Here is a 25,547-nt window from a genome sequence, read left to right as displayed (position 1 = left end):
GGTTTTCTTATTGAACCTGGGTTAAGCTCAACCATGCGTTGGAACAAGCTCGAGGACGAGGCGTGCTCGGTGGCGCGCACGGTGTCGGTCATCGGCGACCGCTGGACCCTCTTGATCCTGCGCGACTGCTTCCTGCGCGTGCGCCGCTTCGAGGAATTCCAGGCGCGGCTCGGCGTGACCCGGCCGATCCTCGCCAGCCGCCTGCGCAAGCTGGTGAAGGACTTCGTGCTGGCCAAGGTGCCCTACCAGGAGCGGCCCCTGCGCTACGAGTACCGGCTGACGCAGAAGGGGCTCGATCTCTACCCTATTGTCATGGCCATCGTGCATTGGGGCGACATCCACATGGCCGGCAAGAAGGGCCGGCCCCTGCTTCACCAGCACACGAACTGCGGCAAGACCTTCGACCCGGTGATGATCTGCTCGGAATGCGGCGAGCCGCTCAGTCCCAAGCAGGTCCATGTCCATCGCGGGCCGGGCGCGGCGAGCCCGCGCCATATGCCGGCCGACGTGCCGGCCGGCGACAGAAAACAACGGCGTCCGGTTAGATCTTCTCGCGCACATCCGTAGGGAATCCACTTGCGACGCGCGGCGAACAAGTCGACACTAGTTAGTGCTGTTTTCAAACTAACAATGATCGAATAGGGAAACGCACATGACAGCCAGCAGCATAGCCGGCGGGCCTGTCGCCCTGCTCGTGGGTGCCGGCGATGCCATCGGCGCCGCGGTGGCCCGACGCTTCGCTGCCGGCGGGCTGCAGGTCTGCATGGCGCGGCGCGACGCCGCCAAGGCCAAGGCGCTGATCGACGAGGTCGTGGCCAGCGGCGGCGCGCTGCAGGCGTTCAGCGTCGACGCCCGCCAGGAGGCCGCGGTCCAGGACCTGTTCGCCGAGGTCGAACGCGAAGTCGGGCCCATCGAGGTCTGCCTCTACAACGCCGGCTCGAACGTCAACACGCCGCTGCTCGAGACGAGTGAGTCCCTGTTCCGCAAGTCCTGGGAACTCGCCTGCTACGGCGGCTTCCTCACCGGCCGCGAGGCGGCGCGCTACATGCTGCAGCGCGGCCACGGGACCATCCTGTTCACGGGCGCCACCGCCAGCGTGCGCGGCGGCGCGGGCTTTGCCGCCTTCGCCTCGGCGAAGTTCGGCCTGCGCGCCCTGGCGCAGTCGATGGCGCGCGAGCTGGGGCCAAAGAACATCCATGTCGCCCACCTCCTGATCGACGGCGGCGTCGACAGCGAGGCCATCCGCAAGCGCATGCGGGCGCGCATCGGCGACAAGGTCGATTCGCTGCCGCCGAACACCCTGATCCAGACCAAGGCGATCGCCGAGGCGTATTGGGCGCTGCACGTCCAGCCGGCCTACGGCTGGACCCACGAGCTCGACCTGCGCACGTCGATCGAGAGGTGGTGACATGGCCGGGCAGCAACCCCGACTGCATCTGTGGGGCGTCACCACCAGCCGCACCCTGCGCGCCGTCTGGGCGCTGCATGAGCTGTCGCTCGACTATGTGCCGCATCCCATCCTGCCGCGCACGGGCGAGACCAAGACGGACGAGTTCACGCGCATCAACCCGCGCCAGAAGATCCCCGTCCTGCAGGATGGCGATTTCACCATCGCCGAGAGCCCGGCCATCATCGCCTATCTCTCCGATACCTACGGCACCGACGACAACCGGCTGGTGCCCAACGACGCCAGGCTGCGCGCGACGTGGCTGGAATGGTGCTTCCATATCGCCATGGAGCTCGACGCGACGAGCCTCTACGTCATGCGCCGCCACCGCGACCTGAAGCACATCTACGGCGATGCACCGATCGCCGTCGAGAGCGCCAGCCAGTACTTCGAGACCCAGCTGCGCCACGTCGTCCACGCCCTGGGGGACGGCCGGCGCTATCTGGTCGGCGAGCGATTCACCAGCGCCGACATGCTGCTCACGACCTGCCTGGTGTGGGCGATCAACTACGGCGTGCCTGTGCCGCCGATCTGCCACGACTACGTCGCCCGCATCGCGGCCCGGCCCGCCTACCAGGAAGCCTTGCGTGCCAACCTGGCGCCACCACCACCAGCCACGGAGAAACACGATGCCTGACGCCGCCCAGCCTGGGACGATTCGCACCGAGGTCGATGGCCGGATCTTCAAGATCGTCGTCGACAACGTGGCCAAGCGGAACGCCTTCACACCGGGCATGATGAGCGAGCTGTCGGAGGCCTTCACGGCGTTCGACCGTGACGACGATCTGTGGGTCGCCGTCCTCGCCTTCGCCGGCGAGCACACGACGGCCGGCCTCGACATGCCGAAGTTCTTCGGTCCCAACCGCGAACGCCGCGACAATCCGCCGGACAATGTCGATCCGTTCGCGCTGCGGCGTCGCACGATGAAGCCGGTCGTGGCCGCAGTGCAGGGACTCTGCCTCACCATCGGCATCGAGATGATGCTGGCAGCCGACATCGTGGTGGCCGCCGACAGCGCACGCTTCTGCCAGATGGAGTCGCGGCGCGGCATCGCGCCCCTGGGTGGCGCGCATTTCCGGTTCCTGACGCGGACCGGCTGGGGCAACGCCATGTACCACCTGATGCTGTGCGACGAGTTCGACGCCGGGCGTGCGCTGCAGATCGGCCTGGTCCAGGAGGTGGTGCCGGCCGGCCAGCAGGTCGAGCGTGCGATCGAGATCGCCCGGCGCATCGCGCGCAACGCGCCGCTCGGCCTGCGCGCCATGAAGGAAGCGGCGCTGAAATACATCCAGGCCGGCGAGGCCATGGCGGTCGCGGCCATCCCCGCGATCCATGCCGCCGTGATGAACACGGAGGACGCCAAGGAAGGCATCCGCTCGTTCGTCGAGCGCCGCGAAGCACAGTTCCAGGGACGCTAACCCACTGTCATCCCGAGCACAGCGAGGGACCTTTCCTGTGGCCTCAAAGGCCCCTCGCTACGCTCGGGGTGACAGTCTCACCTCAACGCCCAAGGAGAACGCCATGTCGGACGTCCAGTGGCACAAGACCGCCTGCAATCTCTGCTACGTGAACTGCGGGATCGAGGTGGCGATCGAGAACGATCGGATGGGCAAGATACGCGGCGACCGCAGCAATCCCAAGTCGCAGGGCTATCTCTGCAACAAGGCGGCGCGCATTCCCTACTATGTCCATCACAAGGACAGGCTGACCACACCGCTGCGGCGTCGTGCGGACGGCGGCTTCGAGCCGATCGACTGGGACACGGCCGTCGCGGAAATCGCCGAGCGGGTACGCCAGATCCATGCGGCGCACGGCGGCCAGAGCTTCGCGCTCTATGGCGGCGGCGGGCAGGGCAACCACGCCGGCGGCGCCTACGTCACCGGCCTCTTGCGGGCGCTCGGCTCGCGCAACACCTTCAATGCGCTCGCCCAGGAGAAGACCGGCGACTTCTGGGTCAACGGTCGCATGTTCGGCGGCCAGAACTGCCATACCGCCGAGGATGTGCATCACTGCGACCTGCTGTTCGTGCTGGGATGCAATCCCTGGGTCGCGCATGGCTTTCCCAACGCGCGCGACCACCTGAACCGGATCCGCAAGGATTCCGCGCGGAAGCTGATCGTCGTCGATCCCCGGCGCACCGAGACCGCGGAACTGGCCGACCTGCACCTGGCGGTACGGCCGGGGGCCGATGCCTTCCTGCTGGCGGCCCTGCTGGCGACGCTGGTCCGGCGCGGGGCGATCGACCGGGCCTTCATCGAGGCCCACACGGTGGGCTTCGAAGCGGTGCGGGATGCGCTGCTGCGGGTTCCCGTGGAGGAATGGGCGGCGGCTGCCGACATCTCGTCGGCGGACGTCGACCGCTGCGCCGACATGATCCAGGCCGCCAAGGCGATGGTCGTCCGGGTCGAGCTCGGCATCCAGCAAGGCGTCAACTCGACGCTGAATTCCTATCTCGAGAAGCTGCTGATCATGTTGACCGGCCACTTCGGACGGAAGGGCACCAACCAGCTGCATACATGGCTCGCGCCCTTGTGGGGCAACTCCCAGGGCAAGGTCTACGCGCCGACCGGCGACGAGGTCATCGGCGGCCTGCTGCCGCCCAACAGCTTCCCTCGTGCCGTGCTGTCGGATCATCCCGAGCGGCTGCGCGCGGTCTTCGTCGACAGCAGCAATCCCGCCAACACCGCCGCCGACACAATGGAAGCCGAACGCGCGCTACGCGCCCTCGAGCTGCTTGTCGTGGTCGACGTTGCGATGACGGAGACGGCCGCGCTCGCACACTATGTCCTACCGGCCTCGAGCCAATACGAGAAGACCGAGTTCACGCTCTTCAACTTCGAGTTTCCCGACAACTTCTTCCATGTGCGGCCGGCCGTGCTGGCGCCGCTGCCGGGCACGATGGCGGAGCCCGAGATCTATTCGCGCCTCGCGCGGGCGCTCGGCATCCTGCCTGGCGACAACGTGCTTGGCCCGCTGCGAGCGGCGGCGGCGCGATCCCTGCCGGAGTTCGACCGCGCGTTCGGCGCTTTCATGAAGGACAATCCGGCGGCACAGCCTGCGGCGGCGCTGGTGCTCTACAACACGCTCGGTTCGACTCTTCCCGACGGGACAGGCGTCGCTGCCGTGCTGTGGCCGGCGGCGCAAGCCTGCGCCCGGCGCAACCCGACGGCCGTCAGGCGCGCGCTGGACGTGCCGCCGGATGTGCCTGACGCGCGGTTGGGGGAGAAGCTGTTCGAAGCCTTGGTGCGTTCGCCTCAGGGAATGGCGTTCACGCGCCATGACTACGAGGAGGTATGGTCGCTGGTCGAGACGTCCGACCGCAAGGTGCATCTGGCGATCCCGGAGATGCTCGACTGGCTGGGTCGCCTGGATGTGGCCCAGACACGGCCCGATCCGGAGTTCCCGTTCGTCCTGGCGGCCGGCCAGCGGCGCATGTTCAACGCCAACCAGATCTTTCGCGACCCGGCGTGGCGGCGCAACGATCCGGACGGCGCCTTGATGGTCAATCCGGACGACCTCGCCAGCCTCGAAGCGACAGATGGCGCCTGGCTTGCCGTGCAGTCCAAGCGGGGACGCATCGTCGTGCGCTGCCAGGCGGACGTCAGCATGCGGCGCGGCCAGCTGGCGCTTCCGCATGGATTTGGTCAGGCATACCCGAGCGCCGATGGCACGCGGCTGGTCAACGGTCCTCGCGCCAACCTGCTGACGGCAGGAGACAATCGCGACCCGATCGCCGGCACGCCCTACCACAAGAACGTGCCTGTCCGCTTGGCGAAGGCGACGCCGGAGGAAGCGACAGCGGAGGAAGAGATATCGCGCCGTATCCATGCCGCGGTGGCCGCATGACCTATGCCGTGACTGAGGCTTGCATCAAGTGCAAGTACATGGACTGCGTCGAAGTCTGCCCCGTGGATTGCTTCTACGAGGGCGAGAACATGCTGGTCATCAATCCGGACGAATGCATCGACTGCGGCGTCTGCGAGCCGGAGTGCCCGCCCAACGCCATCCTGCCCGATACCGAGCAGGGCCTGGAGCAATGGCTTGAGCTCAACCGTACTTATTCGGCACAGTGGCCCAATATCACCCGCAAGGGTGAGGTACCGGCAGACGCCGACGCCCACAAGGACGAGGCCGACAAGTTCAACAAGTACTTTCGGGCCAACCCGGGTGGCGCAAAGGCAGGGGAGATGGAGCAGGCATGAAGACCAAGATCACCGAGCTGTTCGGCATCGAGCATCCGATCATCCAGGGCGGCATGCATTTCGTCGGCTTCGCCGAGCTTGCCGCGGCCGTATCGAACGCGGGCGGGCTCGGCATCATCACCGGGCTGACCCAGGGCAACCCGGAGAACCTCGCCAAGGAAATCCGGCGTTGCCGCGAGATGACCAACAAGCCCTTCGGCGTGAACCTGACCTTCCTGCCGTCGGTCACGCCGCCCGACTACCCGGGCTACATCAAGTCGATCGTCGACGGTGGCGTAAAGATCGTCGAGACGGCGGGCAACAACCCGCAGAAGTGGCTGCCGACGCTCAAGGAGGCCGGCATCAGGGTGATCCACAAATGCACCTCGGTGCGCCATTCACTGAAGGCCGAATCGATCGGCTGCGACGCGGTGAGCGTCGACGGCTTCGAATGCGGCGGCCATCCCGGCGAAGACGACGTGCCGAACTTCATCCTGCTGCCGCGCGCGGCCGAGGAGCTGAAGATCCCCTTCGTCGCCTCGGGCGGCATGGCCGACGGACGCTCGCTGGTCGCGGCGCTGTCGCTCGGCGCCGACGGCATGAACATGGGCACGCGCTTCATGGCGACCAAGGAGGCGCCGATCCACGAGCACGTGAAACAGGCGTTGGTGGCGGCGAGCGAGCTCGACACCCGGCTCGTCATGCGGCCCCTGCGCAACACCGAGCGCGTGCTGAAGAACGCCGCCGTCGATCGGCTGCTGGAGAAAGAGAAGGCGCTCGGCGCCAGGATCAAGTTCGAGGACATCCTGCCCGAGGTCGCGGGCGTCTATCCGCGCATCATGAAGCAGGGCGAGATGGATGCCGGTGCCTGGTCGTGCGGCATGGTGGCCGGCCTGATCCGCGACGTGCCGACGGTCAAGGAACTGATCGATCGGACGATGCGCGAGGCCGAGACCATCATCAATCAGCGCCTGTCGCGGCTGGCGGCGGCGTAGGGCCTCAGCCCTTCCGACCAATGGAATCGGGACCGTTGTGATCGTAACACAACGGGCATACTTGGTTGATACCTGACTTAGGCGGCCTCGAGTAAACCGCAGTCGACGCCAGGAGAAAAATTGCAATAGGGTGTGGCTGTCGGTGGTGAAGGCAATCAGGCTGAACCATGGAAGCGCTCGACGAGTGGCTCACGACGGTCCGAGAGGAAAACGCGGCCTTCCGCGCGAAAACGGGCGCGATCAAACTGGCCGCTTTTCGCGCAATTTCGTACCTGCTCGCCATGCCTCGACGATTGGCCAAAGCCGTGCGCGGAGATGGATGGGCATCGTCCGTGCACGATCACCAGCTTCCGTGGCTGCCGCTCTTGCCCGCGTTGAAGACAACGCCGATGCGCGATCTCCGGGACCACCCGTGGACGCAACGGCTGAAACAAGCTCTGCCTGAAATCAGGGAGGAGCTTGCCGACGTTCAGAGATCCTTCTCGCTGGCCCGCTACGATTCGGACCTCAACCCCAAGCGTTGGACAGCATACTATTTTTACCTTCTAGGCCGGCCAGTTCGGGAGCATCTCGCGGCTTGCCCGCGGACAGCTGAGCTGTTGCGGCAGGTTCCGCACAACAGCTTTCACGTTTGCTTCTCTGCCATCGAGCCAGAGGGCTCCCTTCATCCCCATTCCGGTCCGATCAACGGCAGCTTGGTGGCCCATCTCGGCCTGGAAGGCTGTGCGGGGGCACGTATTTGGGTGGCCGGCAAGTCGGCCGAATACAGAGACGGCGAGGTTCTCGTTTTCGACGACAGCTTCGTGCATTGGGTGGAACATTCGGGAACGCAGACGCGCTACACCCTGATGGTCACCTTTTGGCACCCTGAGCTTACGTGGCTTGAGCGCATCTTCTTGAAACGGGTCGTGCGCACTGCCCGATGAAGGCATTGCTGGCATTGCGGTCCAGCGACACAACGAATGGCGGGATCGTCTATTCGGCCCGCAGGCGTCGCTCTTTACGGCACGCAAAAAATTAGAACCGTAGTTTACTTTTCGAAGCACTTAAGTTATATTGACTTCAGGCTCGCCTCCTGGCGGCTCTGCTCTATGCATCGTTCATCCGATACCATCGGGCACGGTGGACGCCGTGTCGGCCGGTCCGGCTGCCCGGCCGGACGGAAGCGCGCTCGGCAGGGCAGCCATCCCTGCCTGTGTTCGTAAACCAACATCTAAACTATCTTAACTATCGAAATTCGCTGGCGAGCCCCATTGGTAGTGGGTCGGCTTCCACGACACCGCAACGACCTCTGTCGGAAACCTCAGAAACTCCGGAAACCTTCGCCAACAATGATGGCATTGCATGCACTCGGCTCTCGACGCACGCTCGCTGAGGAGCGTGCATTGTCGTTTGTGTCCGCGTTCAGCGGACAGCGCCCGGCCATCGCCGGTGTCGGAAGGATCTGAGGCATCAATGGCTTGCGGTGATTTTCCGACACGCGTAGCGAACACGATCCCGTTCGCCGGACGGCCAGTCAAAACCTCTGTGCCGAGCTAATCCGCCGCCGCCTGGTCCGTTGCTTCCTGCGCCTTGGCGAAGGCTGCCGCGGCGTTCTGCACGTGCCGCGAGGCCAATAGCGCCGCCAGCTCCTCGTCGCCGTCGATCACGGCGGCCAGGATGCCGGCGTGTTCCTTCCAGTCGTCTCGCGCGCGGGCGCGGCTGTTGATGGAGAAGGCGAGGGAGGTGCGCTCGCGCAGGGAGCGCATGATGTCGGACAGCACGGAGTTGCGGCTGGCCTCGGCCAGGCGCTCGTGGAATTCGCCGTTGAGCCGTGCGAGGTGATCGGGCGAGGCGGACTGGGCGGCGGCGTTGCCGCGCCTCAGCGTGTCCTGCAGGGCGGCGACGATCTCGGGATCGTGGCGGCGCGCGGCCAGCCGGGCATTGAGCGCCTCGAGCAGCGTACGCACCTCGACGAGCTCGGCCACCATCTCGGACGTGATCTCGGCGACGCTGGCGCCGCGGTTGGGCTCCAGCCGTACCAGCCCTTCCATCGAGAGTCCGCGCAGCGCCTCGCGCACCGGCACGCGCGACACGCCGAGCTCGGCCGAGAGCCTGTCCTCGACCAGGCGCTCGCCGGGCCTGAGCTTGCCGTCGAGGATCTGGCCGCGGATCTGGTCGCTCACGACTTTGCTGAGGGAGGCGCGATCGGTTGCCATGGGGCTACTTCTTCAGGGTGGCCATGAAGGCGGCGATGCCGGCTTCGCAGCAGGCGATGTCCTGCTCGCCGTTGCCGCCCGAGGCCGCGATCGAGCCGACGCACTGGCCGTCGACGAAGATCGGGAAGCCGCCGACGAACACCGTAAAGCGGCCCTCGTGCTGGGTGAAGATGCCGAAGGCCTCCTCGCCAGGATAGGCGTTCTTGTAGTTGTCGGTGCGCTTGCGATGGCCGGCGGCGGTGAAGGCCTTGTTCATGGCGATCTGCACGCTGGTCACCTTGCCGCCGTCGAGCCGGCGCAGCGCGATGGGATAGCCGGCATTGTCGGCGACGCAGAGGACCTCGGGCACGCCGACCTCCTCTGCCTTCTTCTGCGCCGCGTCGAGGATGGTGTGTGCTTCCTCGAGCGTCAGGGTTTTATAGGTATGCATTGAGGGGTCACCATTGTTGTCATCCCGAGGCCGAAGGCCGAGGGACCTTTACGGATCAGGAAAGGTCCCTCGCTGCGCTCGGGATGACAGTAGTCGATTAAGCCGCGAGCTTCTTGCCGTCGGCCTCGACGATGAACTTGCGATAGATGCCGTCGAGATAGAGGCGGCGCATCATCGTCGCCTCCTTGACCAGTCGCACGCAGGTCTCGCGCTGCTCGTCGGTGGTGGCGTACTTCTCGACGATCTCGAAGCCCCTCTCGCCATGCTCGAGGTCGGCGACGATGTGGATCGAGAAGAAGGTCACTTCCTCTTCGCTGAAGCCGTACTTCTCGAGCAGGGGCGGGGTGGTCTTGCTGTAGATCTTGGGCACCTGGCTCTCGAGGCCGATCAGCAGGCCCGACAGCGCCTCGACAAAGGGCTTGTGCGATTGCACGGCGCACCAGCTCTGCAGGCCGAGCGTCTCGGGCAGGAGCTCGCTGTTGAGCTGGGCGTTCAGGATCTCCTCGCGCTTCATGCCGCAGGTCTCGGCGAACTCCAGCAGCAGGTCGGAATGGCGCACCGGTGCGGCACCATGCATGCCGACGAAGCCTTCCTCCTCGGTGACGTTCTCCAGCAGGAAGTGCTGCACCTCCTGGTGCGGGCAGTTGGCGTAGACCGCCGCGACCCACTCCGCGAAGTGGCTGACATAGTGATAGTGCTGCTTCACCCACTCGCCGAGCAGGCGGCGGTTCAGCTTCCCGGAGGTCCAGGCCTCGCTCCACGGATGCACGGCCGAATGACGCTGCTCGATCGCTTCCTCGAGAGCCTGACGGAATGCGCTTTTGGCCATCACGAGCCTCCTCTGGCGTTTGATGCTGGATTGTATACAATCAGGCCATAGCAGGTGAGTCAATGTCCCCGAAAGCGATAAATCGTATACAAAATCCATGAAATCCGAGGATTATTCCCAGGGCGACGCCTTCCAGGTCGAGAAACGCACGGTTTTCTCGACGCAAGCCCTGCCGCTCTGCGCCGAAGGGCAGATCGCCCGGCCGGGCGACTTCGTCTCGGCCACGGTCGGCGGCTGGGGCGTCTTCGCCGTGCGCGACAAGGCGGGCGCGGTGCATGTCCTGCGCAACGCCTGCCGTCATCAGAACATGCAAGTGGTGAGCACGCCGGCCGGCAGCTGCGAGAGCTTCCGCTGCCGCTTCCACGGCTGGACCTACGACCTGCAAGGGCGGTTCCTCAGCGCACCGCCGCCGGTCGCGCCGAAGGATCTGCAATCGCCCGACCTGCATCTGGCGTCGCTGCCGACGGCCATCGCCTCGGGCATCGTCTTCTTCAGCCTGACCGGACCACCGGCGCCGAACGATGTCGGCGCGCTGCCGGCGTATGGCGGCACGGTCGTCACCGAGATCGCCTGCAACTGGAAGGTCTGTGTCGAGCACCTGCTGGCCGAGCACACGCCTTCGGCCAACTTCACCTGGGCCTGGCCGTTGCTGATGGTGCGTCGCGCCGGTGCGGTGACCATCGTGGAGCAGGTCGTGCCGCATACCTTCCTGCGCACGCGCTTGTTCACTCATGTGTTCGGTGGCGTCGCCGACGACAACAAGCAGGCCGCCGCCACCATCAAGCATGTCTGCGAGGCACTGCAACTCGATCGCGCCGCCGGAAAGCCTGCGGCCGAGGGCACGCTGGTGGATGATTTCCATCGCCGTCTGGCGGAGGCCTGCGCCCAGGCCAACGTCCAGGATCCTCCGACGACTTGAACTTTCTGTCGCGCTCGCCCGCTGCAGCAGGATTTTCGCTTCGCATGAAGTCCCCTCATGGAAGCGCGCAACTCTTCTCCATGGCGAGCCCTGCGCGAGCAGCCAACATTCAGGCGACCAGCAGCGGAGTTCTCATCATGAGCCTGCAGTCGTCCATCATCGCCAACCTGGCCAGTGTCCAGGCCGACATGAACTATCTCGCGCCGATGCTCGAGCGGCCGCGCAACTACACGTTCGAGCCGCCGCCGGGCGTGCCGCGCAGCAACACCATCAACGAAGCCCATCGCGTCCCCATCCACGATGCCCGTTCCGTCGCCGACCGCGTGTCGCTCGACGCCAACGGCTTTGCCCTGGTCAATCATCGCAGCGCCGTGCGCGACTTCTTCGACGACGAGGAAGTGCGCCGCGTCTACTACCCCGAGGTCGAGCGCGTGGTGAAGCAGACGACAGGCGCCTATCGCGTCCACATCTTCGATCACACGACGCGCCGCCGCGTCGACGGTGCGCAGGACCGCAGCGATGCGCCGCGCCAGCCGGTGCAGCGCGTGCATATCGACCACACCGCGCGCTCGGGCCCGCAGCGCGTGCGCGACCTTCTACCCGACGAGGCCGATGAGCTGCTGAAGGGCCGCGTGCAGGTGATCAACCTGTGGCGTCCGGTCAAGGGACCGGTGCAGGATTCGCCGCTGGCGGTGTGCGATGCCACGACCATCGATCTTGCCGACCTGGTGCCGTCTGACCTGGTCTATCCCCATCGTGTCGGCGAGACCTACTCGGTGAAGTACAATCCCGAGCACCGCTGGTTCTACGTGCCGCAGATGCGCGTCGACGAGGCGCTGCTGCTGAAGTGCTCGGACACCAAGACCGACGTGCCGGCACGCTTCACGCCGCACAGCGCCTTCCTCGACCCGACGGCGTCGCCCAACGCCCCGCCGCGCGAGAGCATCGAGGTCAGGACGCTGGTGTTTCATCGGTAACAAATCGTCATCCCGAGCGGAGCCGCCCGAAGGGCGGCGTAGTCGAGGGACCTGTTTGGTCGACAGAAAGGCAAAAAGAGGTCCCTCCACTTCGCCTCGCTGCGCTTGGCTCCGGTCGGGATGACTGAAATTGGCTATACAGGCAACTCGTGCCCGCGCCCAATGTTGCGGATGACGTCGCTGAGATGCGGCTTCTCCTGCAGGAGCGCGCGGCGATAGGCGTCCAAGCCGCGTAAAAGGGCGCCGTCGCGCTTCAGCAGCGTGTCGGCGAACTCAACCATGCGCGTGTTGGGCCAGCCGTGCTTGCGCATCCCCAGAAGCTTCAGGAAGGCGACTTCCTCCTGGCCGGGCGCGTGCTGGCACATCAGGATCGCCGCGGCCGCCGTCGAGCGCGAGATGCCGGCGTGGCAATGGACAAGCACGTGGCTGCCCGGTCGCGCATGCACGCGCTCGCCGAACTCCAGCACCTTGATGATGTGCGCGGGCGTGCAGGCTTCGAAGCCGGGATACTCGGCCACGACGTCGTCGAAGCGGATCAACTCGTGGTCGATCACGGAGAACGAGTCGAGGACAGGTGGCCGGGGCTCGTGGGTGTCGATGATCGACAGCACATGGCTGACGCCGACCGAGCAATGTTGCGACAGCTCGGGGATGCCGCAGATCGTGACTTTATGATTGGGGAGGGGCATGTCGGTTCAAGTCTATAGCAGGCTTCGGGCCATTTGCAGGCCGACCAGGAACAGGCCGATCAGGAAGATCCGCCGGAAGGTCTCGGCCGAGACCGCATGGCGGGCCTTCTGGCCCAGCCACACGCCGGCGAAGGCCGGCGCGAGGGCCGCGATCCCACCCAAGAGATTGGTGAGCGTGAAGGCGCCCTGGATCGCCAAGGCCGTGGTCAGCGCGCCCATGATGAAAATGAACATTATGCCCAGCGCCTGCACGAGTTCGTGCCGGTCGATGTCGAGCGACTGCATGTAGGGCAGGAAAGGCACGGCGGCGACGCCGGTGATGCCGGCGGCCACGCCGCTTGCCGCGCCCATCAGCGGGTTGGCCCAGCGCTCGGCGGCGCGCGAGACCGTCGGCCGCCACGCCGTCAAGGCCAGACTGGAATAGACCACCAGGATGACACCGACCCAGGCCACCGCCTTGGGCGAGCCGAGCTGGCCGAACGCGACGGCGACCAGGAGCAGCGCCGCCACCGACGCCGCCGCCATGGTGCGAAACCGTGCCAGCAGCCGGACGAAGTTGCCGCCGTAGATCGCCTGCCAGATGTTGGTCGCCATGCTGGGCACCACCATCATGGCGATCGAATTCTCCAGCGGCACGGCGAAGCTCATGATGCCGATCACGATCGGTGGCAGGCCCATGCCGATCGCGCCCTTGGCGACGCCGGCGATGAGGAAGGCCAGCGCCGTCACCAGGATCTGCGTCAGCGTCATTGCCCCAGGACGCCTTTCGCCAGCCGGTCGAAGGCCTCCCAGAACAGGCCGCGCAGCGCGTCGGTCTCCATCATCACTTCGTGCTTGGCGCCGGCGACGGTGACGTGATCGCCGTGCTTGAGCCGCGCGACCACCGCGCTGTGGCTGTGTGAATCGATCAGCGCATCCTCGCCGGCGCTGATCAGCACCAGCGGCAACTCGATGCGCTCGAGATAGCCCGGCGCCACCGCCGCCGTCATGGAGCGGGCCGCCTGGCGGCCCCAGCCCAGGGTCGGCCCGCCCAGGGCAAGCCGGGGGTCGGCAGCGAACCACTTGTCGGTGAAGCGATAGCGGCGCTCGTCGTGGGTGACGATGTTGGAGCCGAACTCGCGGGCGAAGACCACGAAGGGCCCGGTCCCGAACAGGTAGCGCTCGTCGATCGCCGGCAGTTCGGGCATCAGCATGAGCACCGACCGCAGCATCGCCTCGCGCTTGAGGGCCGTCATGGGCGAGCACAGCACGCCAGCCGAAATCGGACCCGGTCCGTTCTCGGCGAGCACGCGCATCATGATGTGCGCCCCCATGGAATGGCAGAGTGCGAGGATCGGTCGCGGCGCGGTCGGGGCCACGACCTTGTCCAGGAATAGCTGCAGGTCCGCCATGTAGGTTGAAAAATTGTCAATGTGGCCCTTGCCGCGATCGGCGAGGAGGCGGTCCGACAGGCCCTGGCCGCGCCAGTCCAGGGCGTAGACGCAGTAACCGCGGCCCAGAAGCTCGCCGACGACTTCAGTGGCGTATTTTTCGATGAATTCGGCCCGTCCGCCGAGCAGGACGACCGTCCCTTTGACCTTTCCCGACGCGGTTCCCGGGACGTTCCAGCAGGCGTAGCGCAGCCGGGCGCTGCTGGCTTGAAGGAACCCGTAACGCTCGGCCGGCCGGTAGGTTGCGCCCAGCTCGGCCGGAACGCCGGCCGGCGCGGCTGTCGGATCGTCGTCACTCACACGCGGCGTTGTGGCGAAGCCGGCGCTGAGAAGCCAGCGGAGATTTGGGCATTTTGGCCATCATCACTCGCTGTCTCTTTACCGATTTGCAGAGGCTTTGCTATAGATCGGCCGGTCGCCGCATCGTCTGCGAAGGGTCGCAGCCGAGGAAATCGGGCGCAAGGAAGCCTCCAAGAGGTCAGCCCACTGCGTGGTTATCGGCTCGTCGGTTGAGCTGATCCGGCACGGTCCTTGCGTCGATGAAAATCGTCCGCAGGAGACATGTGACCGCGATCCCGACGAGAGCGTGTGCCACCGGCGGCGTGCCGGAGCGATCGCCTCTTCATGATCCGTCTGGGATTGGTTCTTCTCACTGTAGCCGTCGCCACCATCGTCGGATGGCGCTTGCTCGACGGCCAGGTCGCCGCGGCTGATGTCGACGGTCCTTTGCATGGCGTTACCTACGCGCCGTGGGCCAAGGACCAGGATCCGATCGAGTCCAAGTCGAGCGGCATCCTGAGCTTCCTGCGCACCGCCGTCAGCGACACGCCACCGCCGCCGGTCAAGCCGCGCAAGGAGCAGATCGAGCGCGACTTCGCCATGTTCGGCGGCAAGGTCAATTACGTCCGCACCTATCGCGCCACCGACGGCGGCGACGTCATGCCGGAGCTTGCCAACCGTTACGGCATAAAGCTGGTGCCCGGCGCCTGGATCTACAGCGCCAACGAAGCCAAGCAGCAGTTCGGCCGCGAGGCGAGCGAGGTCAATGCCGAGGAGACGCGCGCGCTGATCCGCATGGCCAACCAGAATCCCAACATCGAGCGCGTGCTGGTCGGCAACGAGAACATCCTGCGCTGGGACGGCCAGAAGAACCTGCGCGATCCCAACGCCACCAGCCCGGCCCAGCTCATCCGCGAGATCAGGAACGTCAAGCGCAACGTCAAGGTGCCGGTCAGCACCGCCGAGCCGTGGCACGTCTGGCTGGAGTATCCCGAGCTCGCGCGCGAGGTCGACTATCTCGCCGTCCACATCCTGCCCTACTGGGACGAGAAGTCGGGCGAGACGCCGCTGGAATACCTCAAGAGCCGCATCGCCAAGCTCAAGGAGGCCGAGTACCTCCGCAACAAGAACATCATCGTCACCGAGGTCGGCTGGCCGTCGAACGGCGCCGCCCGGCGCAGCCCCGGCACCGGCACGGTCAAGTACGCCTCGCCGGCCGAGCAGGCCAAGAACGTGCGCGACATGGTGGCGTGGCTGAAGTCGCAGAACATCGACTACTTCGTCGTCGAGGCGGTCGACCAGCCGTGGAAGTCCTACGACCTCGAAGGCAAGGCGGGCGGCTACTGGGGCCTGTGGAATGCCGATCGCCAGCCCAAGTTCGCGTGGACCGGCCCGGTCGAGCGCTTCCCGCAATGGTGGGCGGGCGCGGTCTGGTCGCTGCTGCTGTCGCTGCCGGTGATGCTGTTCTTCCTGTGGCGCTGGCCACGGCTCGGCCTGCCGGGGCAGGTGGGCTTCTGCGGCCTGGTCACCTTGTCGGCGAGCGCCCTGGTCTATGGCGGCGTCGTCGCGGCCGGCAGCTACATGCTGGCCTCCGAGATGATCGGCTGGGCGGTGCTCGCCTTCTTCCTGGTCATAAGCCTCGCCATGGCGCTGGTGCAGGCGCTGGAGATGGCCGAGACGATCTGGCGTGGGCGCTGGACGCGTGAGGCGTTGCCGGCGGCGGAGATGATCGCCCGCCAGCCCGCCAACCGCGTGTGGCCCAAGGTCTCGCTGCATCTCGCGATCTGCAACGAGCCGCCGGCGATGGTGATCCAGACCCTCGATTCGCTGGCCAAGCTCGACTATCCCGACTTCGAAGTCATCGTCATCGACAACAACACCAAGGACCCGGCGGTTTGGCGGCCGGTGCAGGACTACTGCGCTCAGCTCGGCGAGCGTTTCCGCTTCTTCCACTTCGACGTCATGAAGGGCTTCAAGGCCGGCGCGCTGAACTACGTGCTGACCCAGACCTCGCCCGACGCCAAGATCATCGGCGTCATCGACAGCGACTACATGGTGCGGCCGGACTGGCTGAAGGCGCTGGTGCCGTACTTCGATGACAAGAAGATCTCCTACGTCCAGGCGCCGCAGGACCATCGCGACTGGAAGGGCGACCGCTTCAAGGAGATGCTGAACTGGGAATATGCCGGCTTCTTCGACATCGGCATGTGCCTGCGCAACGAGTACGACGCCATCATCCAGCACGGCACCATGACCCTGGTGCGCCGCGACCTGATGGAGGAGCTGGGCGGCTGGGCGACCTGGTGCATCACCGAGGACACCGAGCTCGGCCTGCGCCTGATGGAGAAGGGCTACGGCGCCATGTACAGCCGCGAGCGCTTCGGCCATGGCCTGACGCCCGATCACTTCGCCGGCTACAAGAAGCAGCGCTTCCGCTGGGCCTATGGCGCCATGCAGATCATGAAGGCGCATGCCGGCAAGATGCTGAGCAACTCGACCAAGCTCACCTTCTGGCAGAAGTACCACTTCGTCGCCGGCTGGATGCCCTGGTTCGCCGATGCGCTGAACCTGATCTTCACCTGGGCCGGCCTCGCCTGGCTGCTCGCCGTCGTGCTGCCGCCGCTGTTCGGCATCAAGCCGGTCGGCCTGCCGCCGGCCGAGTTCATCCTGCCGACCATCGGCATCTTCGTCTTCAAGCTGCTCTATTCCTTCGGCCTCTACTTCGACCGCGTGCGCTGCACCTTCCGCCAGAGCATAGGTGCGTCGCTGGCGGGCCTGGCGCTCACCTACACGGTGGGTCGCGCGGTGATCTACGGCCTGATGACCAGCCGGCTGCCCTTCATGCGCACGCCCAAGATGGACGAGCGCGCCACGCTCGGTATGGCGCTCGGCATGGCGCGCGGCGAGGCCGTACTGACCATCCTGCTGTGGCTGGGCGCGATCGTGCTGTGGCTGGGCGCCGGGGCCGTCAACATCGAGGCGCGGCTATGGGCGATCTTCATGGTCGTGCAGTCGCTGCCCTATGCTGCGGCGGTCTATATCTCGGTGGTCAACGCGCTGGAGCAGATGCGCCACGCCCGGGCGGTCTTCGAGGCGGCGCCGTCGACAACCCATGTCGCCGGCCCTGCAATGCAGCCCGCACAGTAGAAGCAGGGCGGATTTCCCTGTCGACACGCAACTTTCGTCTGTTAGCGTTTAGCCATGCCCTCGGTTGAACCCGCCGGCACGGCCCTCTTCTTGAAGCGCTGGCTGCGTCGGCCATTTGCCACCGGCGCGGTCGTGCCGAGCGGCCGCCCGCTGGCCGAGGCGATGGCTGCCACCACGCGCGCCGCGATCGATGGGCGGCCGGGTCATGTCATCGAGCTGGGCGCCGGCACCGGCGGCGTCACCAAGGCGCTGCTGGCTGCGGGCATCGCGGCCGACCGCCTCATTCTGGTCGAGCGCGATCCCGAGTTCGCCACCTTCCTGCGCCGCCACTTCAACGGGCCGCGCATTCTCGAGGGCGATGCCGCGCGTCTGCCACGCCTGCTGGCCGACCATGGCATCGCGCCGATCGCCGCCGTGGTGTCGAGCCTGCCTTTGCTGTCGCTGCCGACCGACGTGGTGAACGGCATCGTCGCGGGCGCCTTCGAGGCCCTGCCGCGCGGCGCTGCCCTGGTGCAGTTCACCTACGGGCCCAAGCCGCCCATCCCACGCGCCTTGCGCGAGCGCCTGCATCTCGACGGGGCGCACGGCAAGCGCATCTGGCGCAACGTGCCGCCCGCCGTGGTCTGGACTTTCACGAGGCCGGCGGCGTGACGTCTTTTGCCTTTGACGATGCGCTGCGTCGTACCATCACCGATCACCTCGGGCGCTTCGAACTGCGTCGGCGCACCGAGACCGGTGGGTTGAAGCGCGCCGCCGTTGCCGTCGTCGTGGTCGAAGGCGATGCGCCGGGGGAGGCGGCGTTCCTGCTCACCAAGCGCACGCCGCGGCTGCGCGCGCATGGTGGGCAATGGGCGCTGCCCGGCGGCCGCGTCGATGCCGGCGAGACGATCGAGCAGACCGCGCTGCGCGAATTGCACGAGGAGCTGGGCGTGCTCGCTTCGACCGACGATATTCTAGGCACGCTCGACGACTATCCGACGCGCTCGGGCTATCTCATCGCGCCCGTGGTCGTGTGGTCACCCGGCATCACGGTGACGCCCAATCCGAGCGAGGTCGCGGCGGCCTATCGCATCGCCTGCCGCGAGCTGTTCCGCGACGGCTCGCCAGAGATCGTGGCCATCGAGGAATCGGACCGGCCGATCATCCGCCTGCCGCTGCCGGTCGCCAACGTCAACGCGCCGACCGCCGCCGTGCTCTACCAGTTCCGCGAGGTCGCGCTCGCCGGCCGCAACACGCGCGTCGACCATTTCGAGCAGCCGGTCTTCGCCTGGCGTTAGGCTGGAGCGCGCCTCGCTAACACGACGCGCTGGCGGTGGCGACCATCACCGGCCGGCGCTTCAAGAACACCGTCGTGTCCTGCTCCAGCACCGCCTCGCCGTGTTGGTTGATCGTGACTTGGCGGATGCGGGCGATGCCGCGATCGGGCTTGGAGGCCGAGAGCCTGAGCTCGGTGATGTCCGTGATCACACGTAGCGTGTCGCCCGGCCGCACCGGCCGCGGGAACTGGACCTCGCCGATGCCGGGCGAGCCCAGGCTGCAGGAGCGGAACACGCCCTGGTCCAGCCATAGCCGCAGGGTCGCTGCCATGGTGTGCAGGCCCGACGCTATGAGGCCGCCGAAGCTCCATTTCCTGGCGAACTCGACATCGGTGTGAAAAGGCTGCGGATCCCACTGCCGGGCGAAGTCGATGATCGCCGATTCGGTCATGGTCAGGCCGGCGCTGGTGAATCGGTCACCGACCTTGAAATCCTCGAAATAACGAATGCTCACAGGACCGGCTCCATGCGGGCGGTGTCGAACAGGGCGTGACTAGCGGAGCGGGAACGTCCACGAAGCTCGGCGCCTCTGTTGACTTGCCGCGTTATCTATTTTGGCGGTGATTGTGTCGAGCGTGAGACGCCGTCATCTTCCGATGCCTGTGCTAACTTGAGCCCGAAGCATTGAGGAGTTTGTTTATGCGGAGTAACCCCACGCGCCGGCAGGCGATACGCTTGGCAGGTGCTGCCAGCGCAGCGCTGGCAGCACCTGCCCTGGCGCAGGCGTCGTGGCCCACCAAGCCCGTGCGGTTCGTCGTGCCGTTCCCGCCCGGCCAGGCGGCCGACATCTTTGCCCGGCTGATGGCGGAGAAGCTGACCGACGTGTGGAAGCAGCAGGTCGTGGTCGAGAACAAGGCCGGCGGCAGTGGCATTCCCGCCACCGAATACGGCAAGAACGCGGCGCCCGACGGGTACACGCTGATGGTCGTCTCGAGCGGCACCTTCGGCGTCAATCCCAGCCTCTACCCCGATCTGCCGTATAGGCCGCTGGTCGACTTCCTGCCGATCACCAACATCTTCCTGGTGCCGCTGGTGATCGTGGCGCATCCGACCTTCCAAGCCAACACACTGGGCGAGCTGATCGAGCTGGCACGCAAGGAACCGGGCCAGCTCTCCTACGCTTCGGCCGGTCCGGGCACGTCGCAGCACCTGTCGATGGAACTCTTCAAGATGCGCGCCAAGCTCGACATCGTGCATGTCCCCTACAAGGGCAGCGGGCCGGCGATGGCCGATCTGCTGGGCGGGCACGTCAAGCTGATGATGGACAGCACTGCGGCAGCGCTCGGCCCGATCACCGACAAGCGCATCAAGGCGCTGGCGGTCACCACGGCGCGCCGCGCGCCGCCGCCGCTCGATTTCATCCCGCCGATCGCCGACACCTTGCCGGGCTTCGATGCCGCCGGCTGGTCGGGGCTCGCCGCACCTGCACGCACGCCGCTCGAGATCGTCGCCAAGGTGAACCGCGACGTGAATGCGCTGTTGCAGGACCAGGCCGTCGTGCGTGAGATCGAGCGCCGCGCCGGCATGCCGGCACCCGGCACGCCCATCCAGTTCGCCGAGTTCATCAAGAAGGAAATCGACACCTGGGGCGAGGTCGTGCGCGCGACGGGGACCAAGCCGGGGACTTAAGGGAGCGCGGGCCTCTGGCCCGCTCATATTCTTGCGGACCGCGAGCTTCCAGCTCGTTCATGATCATGAGCGGACCGGAGGTCCGCGCTCCCTTAGAGCCCGACCGTTCGCAGGGCGTAGATCAAGCCGACCACCAGCAGACCGATGAACGCCGTCTGGGTGATCAGCAGCATCACCGGCGCGACGCCGATGCGGGCCAGGGCCAGCAGCGAGGTCTTGATGCCGAGCGCCGCGATGGCGGTGATGATCAGGAAAGAGGAGATGTCGGCGACCGCAGCCTTCACGCCGGGCGGCACGACGCCCGCCGAGTTGAGCGCGGCGAGCGCCAAAAAGCCGAACAGGAACACCGGCGGCGACGGCCGCGACTCGCCGGCCGTCTCGCCGCCGCGCGCCACCCACCAGGCGATGCCGGCGATCGCGGGCAGCAGGAAGGCCACGCGCAGCAGCTTGGTGATGATCGCTTCGGTCAGGACCTGCGGTCCCATCGTCTGGCCCGCACCCGCGACCTGCGCCACGTCGTGAATGGCGCCGCCCAAAAACACGCCCATCTCGTGCAGCGAATATCCGAGCACCGGCTGCAGGGTGGGATAGATCACCATCACGACGGTCGACAGGAAGTTCACGCCCATCACCGTGAAGGCGAGGTCGCGGTCCGAATTGGCGTGCTTGGGCAGCACCGCCGAGGCCGCCATCGCCGCCGCAGCCCCGCACACGCCGGTGGCGCAACCGGTCAGCAAGCCGAAGTCACGCGAGAGCCCGAACAGCCGCGCCGCCCAGGCGCCGAACACGATGGTGCAGGAGACCGCGGCGAGCGCGATCAGCACAGGCAGTGCGCCGCCGTCGACCAGCTGGCCGAAGGTCAGGCGCGCGCCATAGAGCGCCACGCCGACGCGCAGGAGCGTGCGGCCGGAGAACTCGAGGCCGGGCTTCAGCACGGCGCGGTCCGACAGCGGCTGCAGCGCCATGCCGATCACCAGAGTGAGGATCAGCGGCGGTATCCATACCGCGCCAAAGCGCAGGAAATTCTGCTTGTCGGCCACGAAGGCAATGGCGGCGATGACGGCGCACAGCGCTACGCCGGGCGCCACCCGACGCAGATTGTCGGGCGCCCACAGGCGGACGATCTCGACGGCGACGGCGCTGCTACGCATCAAGGATGGCGACCAGCTGGCCTTCGTCGATCGCCTCGCCTTCGCTGACCCGGATTTCCTTGATGGTGCCGGCGCGCGGCGACAGCACGGGGATCTCCATCTTCATCGATTCCAGGATCATGATCTCGCCGTCGGCCTCGACCCTGTCGCCGGGCTTGGTCTGGATCTTCCACACATTGCCCGCGATTTCCGACTTAACGTTGACGACGGCCATGCCCGGCTGATCTCCGCTGCGATGCTCAGGGGGTCTTTTCGGCCACGGCAAGGGCGAAGGCAAGCGCCGACCGGCCCTGCCGCGCGCCGAGCCGATATGCAGCCTCGTTCACCTCCGACAAGAAGCCGTCGAGCAGGGTCGAGCGGCCGTCGCCGATGCGTGCCGACATGGTCGAAACGGTAGCAGCCGGAATGTCGGCCCGGTCGAGGATGGGAAGGCCCGCGACGCCGGCATGGTCCATGCCGAAGCCGGCATCGTTGAACAGCACCAGGCGCGGTCCGAACGTCAGCGCCATTTCGCCCGCCGGCACGCCGCCATGGCTGCCGCTCGACACCACCTTGCCGCGGTCGCGCATGGTCGCGAGCGAGATCGAATCCACACACAGGATGCGCCCGGCCATGGTCCGGGCTTCGGTGATCGGCGCGGGCTTGGGATGTGGCCAGGGTGCGGCCTTCAGGAGATCGGCCGCCTCGGCGACGCCCTGACCGGGCTTGACGCCGCATGCAGCGGCCAGCGGATTGGCGCGGCTGATGACGCCGCGCTTCAACATGTCGGCACCATCGCCGATGCGCGCGCTGCCGCTCAGCACTGCCGCCATCGCCATGCCCTGCGCCTCGGCCCACGCCAGGCCGCTGACGCCGGCTTCGTCGCGACCGACGCCGGCATCGTTGTGGATCGCTGCCCGGGCGCCCGCCTTGGCCGACAGGTAGGCGGCATAGACCGCGCCGTGCGAGCCACCGACCACCACCGCGCCGTCAGCAGCAGACGGCAGCTTGGTGACGCTGGGGACGGCGAGGATGGAAACGGTCATGGCGACAGCCTTCGGACGAACGGTCTATATCTTCACGCATGACTGACGGTGCCCCGGAAGGACCCTGCCCATGCGGACGACCGCCCGCGCTCTGCGTTTGTCCGGCCGCACCTGTCGTCGACAACAAGGTGGCCGTCCTTGTCCTGCAACACCCACAAGAGCAGGATCGCGTGCTGGGCACGGCTCGATTGCTGACGCGCTCACTAGCTGACGCTTGTGTCTCAGTGGGGCTGTCATGGCGCAACCTTGGCCATGCATTTGAGAAGGGCAATGAACAACGCCTTGTCGATCCGCGTCAATGGGGAGTGCTCTATCTCGGTGCCGCCAAGCCTGGGGACAAAGCGCGTCGGCTGTGCAAGGACCCGCTGGTCGCGATCGATCGCAACGGCGAACCGCTCGTCGACCAGAGCTCTGCTCTCACCGGCCTGCAGGGACTCGTGGCGCTCGACGGCAACTGGGCGCAAGCCAAGGCGCTGTGGTGGCGCAACGCCTGGCTGACGCGGCTGCGTCGCCTGGTCGTCGTGCCGGACGGCCCGTCACTCTATGGCGGCCTCCGCCGCGAGGCGCGGTCCGACGCCGTGTCAACTCTCGAAGCCGTGGCGCTGGCGCTGTCGGTGCTTGAGCGCGACGCGACGGTGCGCGAGCGCCTGCTGGGGCCGTTCCGCGAGCTGGTCAAGCGGGCAGGAGCCGCGGGAATCCGCGATTCCAAGCGGGATCGTCGGTCGCGTCGTTAGCCTTTATAGTCCGCCCCATGCTCGACCAGCCGGCAGCCCAGCTTCCTGTCGCCCAGCGCACCAATCCGGAGCGCTCCTTCGCCGAGGAAGTGCGCGCGCTGCGGCTGGGCGACGGCGACGTCTTCCGCGGCGAGGGCATCCTCGCGGTCACCAAGGCGATCCTGCAGTCGGGCGTGGCCTATGTCGGCGGCTACCAGGGCGCGCCGGTCTCGCATCTGGTCGACGTGCTGGTCGAATCGCAGGACCTGCTCGACGAGCTCGGCGTGCATCTGGAGACCTGCACCAACGAAGCCTCGGCCGCGGCCCTGCTCGGCGCCTCGATCAACTATCCATTGCGCGGCTGCGTCACCTGGAAGTCGATCGTCGGCACCAACGTGGCGGCCGATGCGCTCTCCAACCTCGCATCGCCGGGCGTCATCGGCGGCGCATTGATCGTGGTCGGCGAGGATTACGGCGAGGGCGCTTCGATCATCCAGGAACGGGCGCACGCTTATGCGCTGAAGTCGTCGGTATGGCTGCTGGATCCCAGGCCCAACCTGCCGTCGATCGTACGCTGCACCGAGAAGGCGTTCGAGCTTTCCGAGGCGACCAACACGCCGGTCATGATGGAGCTGCGCATCCGCGCCTGCCACGTCACCGGCGAGTTTCTGGCCAAGAACAACAAGCCGCCGCCGGTGTCGCGCAACCGGCGCCTCGCCGAGCCGGCGGCGCACGACTACGCGCGCATCTCCCATCCGCCGTCGACCTATGTGCAGGAGAAGATCAAGGTCGAGGTGCGCCAGCCTGCCGCCCAGCGCTTCATCGTCGAGCACGGCCTGAACGAGTTCCTGCCCGGCGAGCGGTCCGACCTCGGCATCATCGTGCAGGGCGGCATCACCAACGTGCTGCTGCGCGGCCTCGACCGGCTGGAGATCGAAGGCAAGGTCCCGACCCTGGTGCTGAACGTCACGCATCCGCTGGTGCCCGACCAGATCGTCGATTTCTGCAAGGGCAAGCGCGCCGTGCTGGTGGTCGAGGAGGGTGGTCCCGACTACATCGAGCAGGCGATCCACGCGATCCTGCGCAAGCGCAACATCGATACGAAGGTCTACGGCAAGGACGTGCTGCCGATGGCGGGCGAGTACACGGCCGAAGTGGTGACCGACGGCCTGCTGAAGTTCTTTGCCCAGTCGGCCAACGACATCGATCTTGCGAAGCCACGCGAGCGCTTCGAGGCGGCGCGTGCTGGCCGCGCCGAGGCCCAGCGCCTGCTGGGCGGGCCGTTGCCGCTCCGGCCTCCCGGCTTCTGCGTCGGCTGCCCCGAGCGGCCGGTCTTTTCGGCGATAAAGCTGCTCGAGCGCGAGGTCGGCAAGGTCCACATCTCGAGCGACATCGGCTGTCACTCCTTCGCGACCCTGGCGCCGTTCAACCTCGGCAACTCGATCCTGGGCTTCGGCATGTCGCTTGCCGCCGCGGGCGCGGTGGCGCCGGTGATGCAGAAACGTACCATCTCCGTGATGGGCGACGGCGGCTTCTGGCACAACGGCCTTCTGAGCGGCGTCGCCTCGGCGATGTTCAATCGCGGCGATCGCGTGCTGGTGATCATGCAGAACGGCTACACCTCGGCCACCGGCGCGCAGTTCATTCCCAACACGTCGGGCAACCGATGTGACGGCGAGACGACCTCGGATATCGCCGCGACCCTGAAGGCGATGGGCGTGAAATGGCTGCGCACCATCCGCACCTACAATGTCGGCACGATGCTCACGACCCTGCGTGAGGCGATGAGCAGCGACGACAAGGGGCTGAAGGTGATCGTCGCCGACGGCGAATGCCAGCTCGCCCGCCAGCGCCGCATCCGCCCGCAGGTCGCCGCGCAACTGAAGCGCGGCGAGCGCGTGGTGCGCACCCGCTTCGGCGTCGACGACGAGGTCTGCACCGGCGATCACTCCTGCATCCGCCTGTCGGGCTGCCCGTCGCTGGTGGTCAAGCCCAGCCCCGATCCGCTGCGCTCCGATCCGGTGGCGCACGTCAACAACGGCTGCGTCGGCTGCGGCCTGTGCGGCGAGGTCGCCGATGCCGCGGTGCTCTGCCCGTCCTTCTACAAGGCCGACATCGTTCAGAACGCCACCTGGTGGGACCGCGTGAAATGGCGTTTTCGGATGGCGGTGATCGGGGCGCTGGCGTGATAA

Annotated in this window: 26 protein-coding genes; 16 read left to right on the top strand and 10 right to left on the bottom strand. The window is 66.6% G+C overall.

Features of this window, described 5'->3' with window-relative positions; genetic code table 11:
* Positions 1 to 33 precede the first annotated feature (33 nt).
* The 8 genes from RSO01_RS17825 to RSO01_RS17790 all read left to right on the top strand — a co-directional run bounded on the left by RSO01_RS17825 (position 34) and on the right by RSO01_RS17790 (position 7,549).
* Positions 34 to 567 (top strand): winged helix-turn-helix transcriptional regulator, encoded by a 534-nt coding sequence (locus RSO01_RS17825; RefSeq protein ID WP_147150470.1) that lies wholly within the window; start codon positions 34 to 36, stop codon positions 565 to 567.
* Positions 568 to 652: 85 nt separating this feature from the next.
* Positions 653 to 1,408, top strand: coding sequence for an SDR family NAD(P)-dependent oxidoreductase (locus RSO01_RS17820; RefSeq protein ID WP_147150469.1), 756 nt, complete (start codon positions 653 to 655; stop codon positions 1,406 to 1,408).
* A gap of 1 nt (position 1,409) precedes the next feature.
* The gene (locus tag RSO01_RS17815) at positions 1,410 to 2,084 is read left to right on the top strand and encodes a glutathione S-transferase family protein (RefSeq protein ID WP_147150468.1); all 675 of its coding nucleotides are present in this window, start codon (positions 1,410 to 1,412) and stop codon (positions 2,082 to 2,084) included.
* Positions 2,077 to 2,865 (top strand): crotonase/enoyl-CoA hydratase family protein, encoded by a 789-nt coding sequence (locus RSO01_RS17810; RefSeq protein WP_147150467.1) that lies wholly within the window; start codon positions 2,077 to 2,079, stop codon positions 2,863 to 2,865. The genes RSO01_RS17815 and RSO01_RS17810 overlap by 8 nt, the downstream gene beginning before the upstream one ends.
* Positions 2,866 to 2,968: 103 nt before the next feature.
* Positions 2,969 to 5,293 (top strand): molybdopterin-dependent oxidoreductase, encoded by a 2,325-nt coding sequence (locus tag RSO01_RS17805; RefSeq protein WP_147150466.1) that lies wholly within the window; start codon positions 2,969 to 2,971, stop codon positions 5,291 to 5,293.
* Positions 5,290 to 5,649: a ferredoxin FdxA gene (gene fdxA, locus RSO01_RS17800; protein ID WP_147150465.1), complete on the top strand. Its 360-nt coding sequence runs from the start codon at positions 5,290 to 5,292 to the stop codon at positions 5,647 to 5,649. Before RSO01_RS17805 ends, fdxA begins: the two co-directional genes overlap by 4 nt.
* Entirely contained in the window at positions 5,646 to 6,623 is a 978-nt protein-coding gene (locus RSO01_RS17795; RefSeq protein WP_147150464.1) for an NAD(P)H-dependent flavin oxidoreductase, read from the top strand. Before fdxA ends, RSO01_RS17795 begins: the two co-directional genes overlap by 4 nt.
* A gap of 167 nt (positions 6,624 to 6,790) precedes the next feature.
* Positions 6,791 to 7,549, top strand: coding sequence for an aspartyl/asparaginyl beta-hydroxylase domain-containing protein (locus RSO01_RS17790; protein WP_147150463.1), 759 nt, complete (start codon positions 6,791 to 6,793; stop codon positions 7,547 to 7,549).
* Positions 7,550 to 8,158: 609 nt separating this feature from the next.
* On the opposite strand, the gene RSO01_RS17785 is transcribed toward RSO01_RS17790, so the two are convergent.
* From RSO01_RS17785 to RSO01_RS17775, 3 genes are all read right to left on the bottom strand, one after another.
* Entirely contained in the window at positions 8,159 to 8,821 is a 663-nt protein-coding gene (locus RSO01_RS17785; RefSeq protein ID WP_147150462.1) for a GntR family transcriptional regulator, read from the bottom strand.
* A gap of 4 nt (positions 8,822 to 8,825) precedes the next feature.
* On the bottom strand, positions 8,826 to 9,251 hold the full coding sequence (locus tag RSO01_RS17780) for a GlcG/HbpS family heme-binding protein (RefSeq protein WP_147150461.1): 426 nt from the start codon (positions 9,249 to 9,251) through the stop codon (positions 8,826 to 8,828).
* 97 nt (positions 9,252 to 9,348) lie between these two features.
* A complete protein-coding gene (locus RSO01_RS17775; RefSeq protein ID WP_170303152.1) occupies positions 9,349 to 10,080 on the bottom strand; it encodes an iron-containing redox enzyme family protein in 732 nt (243 codons plus the stop codon).
* A gap of 97 nt (positions 10,081 to 10,177) precedes the next feature.
* On the opposite strand from RSO01_RS17775, the gene RSO01_RS17770 reads away from it, so the two are divergent.
* Positions 10,178 to 10,999 carry an aromatic ring-hydroxylating oxygenase subunit alpha gene (locus RSO01_RS17770; protein WP_147150459.1) on the top strand — a complete coding sequence of 274 codons (822 nt, stop codon included), beginning with the start codon at positions 10,178 to 10,180 and terminating at the stop codon, positions 10,997 to 10,999.
* A 137-nt stretch (positions 11,000 to 11,136) separates the two neighbouring features.
* Positions 11,137 to 11,976 carry a CmcJ/NvfI family oxidoreductase gene (locus tag RSO01_RS17765; RefSeq protein ID WP_147150458.1) on the top strand — a complete coding sequence of 280 codons (840 nt, stop codon included), beginning with the start codon at positions 11,137 to 11,139 and terminating at the stop codon, positions 11,974 to 11,976.
* Between the two features lie 134 nt (positions 11,977 to 12,110).
* On the opposite strand, the gene RSO01_RS17760 is transcribed toward RSO01_RS17765, so the two are convergent.
* From RSO01_RS17760 to RSO01_RS17750, 3 genes are read right to left on the bottom strand one after another with little or no spacing between them, the layout of a single operon-like run.
* A complete protein-coding gene (locus tag RSO01_RS17760) occupies positions 12,111 to 12,665 on the bottom strand; it encodes a tyrosine phosphatase family protein (RefSeq protein WP_147150457.1) in 555 nt (184 codons plus the stop codon).
* 12 nt (positions 12,666 to 12,677) lie between these two features.
* Positions 12,678 to 13,415: a sulfite exporter TauE/SafE family protein gene (locus tag RSO01_RS17755; RefSeq protein WP_147150456.1), complete on the bottom strand. Its 738-nt coding sequence runs from the start codon at positions 13,413 to 13,415 to the stop codon at positions 12,678 to 12,680.
* Positions 13,412 to 14,395, bottom strand: a complete 984-nt coding sequence (locus tag RSO01_RS17750; protein ID WP_147150455.1) for an alpha/beta fold hydrolase — start codon at positions 14,393 to 14,395, stop codon at positions 13,412 to 13,414. Before RSO01_RS17750 ends, RSO01_RS17755 begins: the two co-directional genes overlap by 4 nt.
* 324 nt (positions 14,396 to 14,719) lie before the next feature.
* Between RSO01_RS17750 and RSO01_RS17745 the strand changes: the two genes are divergently transcribed.
* Genes RSO01_RS17745 through RSO01_RS17735 form a run of 3 tightly spaced genes read left to right on the top strand, consistent with a single transcriptional unit; the run spans position 14,720 to position 18,798 of the window.
* The gene (locus RSO01_RS17745) at positions 14,720 to 17,521 is read left to right on the top strand and encodes a glycosyltransferase (protein ID WP_147150454.1); all 2,802 of its coding nucleotides are present in this window, start codon (positions 14,720 to 14,722) and stop codon (positions 17,519 to 17,521) included.
* A gap of 54 nt (positions 17,522 to 17,575) precedes the next feature.
* Entirely contained in the window at positions 17,576 to 18,172 is a 597-nt protein-coding gene (locus tag RSO01_RS17740; protein ID WP_147150453.1) for a class I SAM-dependent methyltransferase, read from the top strand.
* Positions 18,169 to 18,798, top strand: coding sequence for an NUDIX hydrolase (locus RSO01_RS17735; protein WP_246158529.1), 630 nt, complete (start codon positions 18,169 to 18,171; stop codon positions 18,796 to 18,798). Before RSO01_RS17740 ends, RSO01_RS17735 begins: the two co-directional genes overlap by 4 nt.
* A gap of 16 nt (positions 18,799 to 18,814) precedes the next feature.
* On the opposite strand, the gene RSO01_RS17730 is transcribed toward RSO01_RS17735, so the two are convergent.
* Positions 18,815 to 19,291 (bottom strand): MaoC family dehydratase, encoded by a 477-nt coding sequence (locus tag RSO01_RS17730; RefSeq protein WP_147150452.1) that lies wholly within the window; start codon positions 19,289 to 19,291, stop codon positions 18,815 to 18,817.
* 185 nt (positions 19,292 to 19,476) lie between these two features.
* Here RSO01_RS17730 and RSO01_RS17725 point away from each other — a divergent pair, with 185 nt between their 5' ends.
* Positions 19,477 to 20,466, top strand: coding sequence for a Bug family tripartite tricarboxylate transporter substrate binding protein (locus tag RSO01_RS17725; RefSeq protein ID WP_147150451.1), 990 nt, complete (start codon positions 19,477 to 19,479; stop codon positions 20,464 to 20,466).
* 92 nt (positions 20,467 to 20,558) lie between these two features.
* Here the strand turns inward: RSO01_RS17725 and RSO01_RS17720 are convergent, their stop codons facing one another.
* The 3 genes from RSO01_RS17720 to RSO01_RS17710 are packed head-to-tail and all read right to left on the bottom strand — an operon-like array spanning position 20,559 to position 22,642.
* The gene (locus RSO01_RS17720) at positions 20,559 to 21,617 is read right to left on the bottom strand and encodes a YeiH family protein (RefSeq protein WP_147150450.1); all 1,059 of its coding nucleotides are present in this window, start codon (positions 21,615 to 21,617) and stop codon (positions 20,559 to 20,561) included.
* The gene (locus RSO01_RS17715) at positions 21,610 to 21,831 is read right to left on the bottom strand and encodes a biotin/lipoyl-binding carrier protein (RefSeq protein WP_147150449.1); all 222 of its coding nucleotides are present in this window, start codon (positions 21,829 to 21,831) and stop codon (positions 21,610 to 21,612) included. The genes RSO01_RS17720 and RSO01_RS17715 overlap by 8 nt, the downstream gene beginning before the upstream one ends.
* 25 nt (positions 21,832 to 21,856) lie before the next feature.
* Positions 21,857 to 22,642 (bottom strand): hypothetical protein, encoded by a 786-nt coding sequence (locus RSO01_RS17710; RefSeq protein ID WP_147150448.1) that lies wholly within the window; start codon positions 22,640 to 22,642, stop codon positions 21,857 to 21,859.
* A 38-nt stretch (positions 22,643 to 22,680) separates the two neighbouring features.
* On the opposite strand from RSO01_RS17710, the gene RSO01_RS17705 reads away from it, so the two are divergent.
* Positions 22,681 to 23,376 (top strand): tRNA-uridine aminocarboxypropyltransferase, encoded by a 696-nt coding sequence (locus RSO01_RS17705; RefSeq protein WP_147150447.1) that lies wholly within the window; start codon positions 22,681 to 22,683, stop codon positions 23,374 to 23,376.
* 17 nt (positions 23,377 to 23,393) lie between these two features.
* Positions 23,394 to 25,544, top strand: a complete 2,151-nt coding sequence (locus tag RSO01_RS17700) for a thiamine pyrophosphate-dependent enzyme (protein ID WP_147150446.1) — start codon at positions 23,394 to 23,396, stop codon at positions 25,542 to 25,544.
* Positions 25,545 to 25,547 lie beyond the last annotated feature (3 nt).

Origin of the sequence: Reyranella soli, assembly GCF_007992495.1 — a bacterium.
GTDB classification, from domain to species: Bacteria; Pseudomonadota; Alphaproteobacteria; order Reyranellales; family Reyranellaceae; genus Reyranella; species Reyranella soli.
This window is presented reverse-complemented; position numbering and strand designations above follow the sequence as displayed.